Source organism: Candidatus Eisenbacteria bacterium (genome assembly GCA_030017955.1).
Lineage (GTDB): Bacteria > Eisenbacteria > RBG-16-71-46 > JASEGR01 > JASEGR01 > JASEGR01.
This window is the reverse complement of record JASEGR010000164.1, coordinates 1-2750: the sequence shown is the minus strand read 5'-3', so window position 1 is coordinate 2750 and position 2750 is coordinate 1. Positions and strand designations below refer to the sequence as shown.

The window sequence follows — 2750 nt, the reverse complement described above, 5'->3', positions numbered from 1 at the left end:
TCACCTCATGTCCTTCGTCATACCGCTGCCATGGAACTCCTTCAGTCCGGGGTGGACCATTCCGTCATCGCTCTTTGGCTTGGTCACGAATCTCCCGAACCCACCCACATCTACCTGCAGGCCAATCTGGCTCTCAAAGAAAAAGCATTAGCGAAGACCAAACCGCTCAATGTCAAGGCCGGTCGTTACCGACCCAGTGATAACCTCTTACGGTTCTTGAACGCGCTCTGAATGTCGTCAGACTATGCCGAGTTGATCATAAATAAATCATTCATACTCAAAGATGAAATGTGCTCACTCGGCATAGTTTGGAACTCGGCATAGTGCCGCAGGTCGTGGATGCGCGGGCCGGCGTTTTGGTTGTGAACTAGGCCGCATTGCTTAAGGAGTTGGCCAAAAGTGCGATGGACTACGCAGTGGCGCAAGCGACGCCCCTGCAGATTAATGAACAGGGGGGAATCTGGTGACCTTGGACCGTTTTGGACTCTTCTGTGGACATATTGCTCAAGAACCTGAGAGGTGGACGGATGCAAGGGCACCCATCGGGCCTTGCGGAACTTGCCTTCGGCGATATAGAGCAGATTCTGCTCGCGGTGGAAGTCCTTGAGGGCCAAGCCGAAAGCCTCACCGATACGGATACCCGTGGTATACAGAAGTCCGAGAAGCGTGTGGTAAGTGTGTGGCCGCAACGACTTTGGTGGCGGCAATGTCCAGGCGGTCGAAAGCAAAGCCGCGATCTCCGATTTACTGACGATATAGGGGCGATGAGCTTTTTGGGCAGAACCACACTTCATGAGTTCGGGCACATAGCAAGACGGATCTGACTGGGCGGTGTACTCGCACAACTGTCGGACCACGCAGAAGCGGTTGTATTGTACTCGGGGACGCAAGTGCGCAAGGCTTTGTAAATACTGTTCGATGATCTTTCGGGTAACGGGTGGACCGGTGAGGTGTTCTTCGAGCAGAAAGCGGTCGAAGTACCCCAAGAGCTTGGCCTGAGATTGGTAATCGGTCCCCGAAAGACGACGCAGTTCGATGAACCGGCCGATCTGTCCAGATAGCCAACTGTGAAGGGTAACCGATGGCATCAATGCACCTCCTGGGGCCAGGCCAGCCCCACCTGTTTGAGGGCGTTAAAATCCACTTTGGTATAGATGAAGGTGGTCTGAGATGGCGATGTCCGAGCACGTCGGCCACGGCCTTCAGCGAATGACCTTGATGGAGCATTCGGGTGGCAAAGCCATGCCGAAAGAGATGTGCGCCCTTGCTGGGGAGCTCGAGGCCCGCGGTCCGGATATGACGTTCCACGATAGCCGAAAGCGCGGTGGAATGAGCCAAAGGGTGATAGGGTGCCCGGCAGGTCAGAAAAACATGAGGGTAGGAATAGGAAGGGCGGGAGTTTTGCGAGTAATCCAACAGACTCTTACCCACCTGGGCCGTTAAGGGCAGGCGGCTGTCTTTTCCCTGTTTGGAGGCTTGGAAAAGGATTTGGTTCCGCGTCCAGTCGATATCTTCCAGTCGAAGCGCACGCACTTGGCCGCCCCGCACGCCGTAGGTGTAAAGCAGTTGCCCAATGGCGTAATCTCGCCGACCCGCATGGCTGTTACGGTGAATGGAGCGCAGAATCTGTTGGGCTTCGGTGTCGCTCAGCCCGCGTGGAACCGTGGCCAGTTTGTAAGTGCGCAGGGTGGGCACAGCGCGGTCTAGAGGCCGCTTAATATAGCCTTGATGCAAACAGAACCGCAAGAAGGTCCGCAAAGCCGACTGCATAGAGTGCCGTACGGATCGCCCCATGCTCTGGGCATAGCGCAGAAAGAAATCCTCGATTCTCTCGGCCGTCAGCCTGGACAAACCTTCGGGCGTGGCTCCGGCGCCAAGCCACTCCATGAACTGAGTGATCGAATGGCTGCGGACTTTAAGCGTTCCCTCTGCCGCGTGCTGGTAATGGCGCATCCACTTAAGATAGGCATGCAAAAGGGGCTGATAGATCTTCTGTTGCGGCAAGGAATCCACAAGCCCAGAATCACGAAGATAGGCGAGGAAACGATTTACCGAGTAGCCCACGCGGCGCACGTGTTTTTCTGGTGCTCTCCGGTTCCGGCACCGCAAAGGGTAAGCCCTGAAAAAGCCCTCAACTTCTCTTAAGCTGACGCTCTGGTGGGCTACACTCCTTGGGCCGCCCAGATGCTCGTTAAGGTGGGATACGTTAAAGAGGTGTTTACGGATTGTCCAGCGACTGAAGCCATGCTCCAACAACCAGTTGCAAAACCCCTCCAGAAGTTTCCCTATTGGGCCACTGCGCAGCCTCCTCAGTGTTCTCGCATACTCAAACACCCGTTCCAGTGCCATGACAACCTCCTTTCTCCGCCTCTGTTGTCGAGGCAGTCAGAACTTGTCATAGCACGGAATTATGTGTAGTATTAGGGGCAAAAAGCCCCCGAAATAGGGCAAAATGGCGGGAGATTTACAATGGACGGGAACTCTACTTCACATAATCTGGAGCTTCACATAACATTTTCATCTGCTCATAAGGCGTGGCCACAGGCCCCTGGCGGAACTGATCGCTGGAACCTGGGGTCGGGCTAAGTTAACCGATTGAAAATATAGAATAAATGTATAAAAGCAGGGTGTTTTTAGAGCTTATAATGGCATTTTGGGCCCCCAAAATACGGGTTTTAAGAGGATCCAAGCTAAAATTACAAGGGCGAAAAGGGTGCGGATGAAAAGAAGTAAGAAGTGAAGGGCATTAA

At 54.0% G+C, this 2750-nt stretch carries 2 protein-coding genes; one reads left to right on the top strand and one right to left on the bottom strand.

What is annotated here, in order from left to right:
* Positions 1-231 (top strand): tyrosine-type recombinase/integrase (locus QME66_13275; GenBank protein MDI6809918.1); only part of this gene is annotated, 231 nt, incomplete at its 5' end.
* Positions 232-242: 11 nt separating this feature from the next.
* On the opposite strand, the gene QME66_13270 is transcribed toward QME66_13275, so the two are convergent.
* The gene (locus tag QME66_13270) at positions 243-1088 is read right to left on the bottom strand and encodes a tyrosine-type recombinase/integrase (GenBank protein ID MDI6809917.1); all 846 of its coding nucleotides are present in this window, start codon (positions 1086-1088) and stop codon (positions 243-245) included.
* Between the last annotated feature and the right edge of the window lie 1662 nt (positions 1089-2750).

What these genes read in the sequence shown, in the direction of transcription:
- QME66_13270 (MDI6809917.1), bottom strand. Translation starts at nt 1,088, where the DNA reads ATGCCATCGGTTACCCTTCACAGTTGGCTATCTGGACAGATCGGCCGG.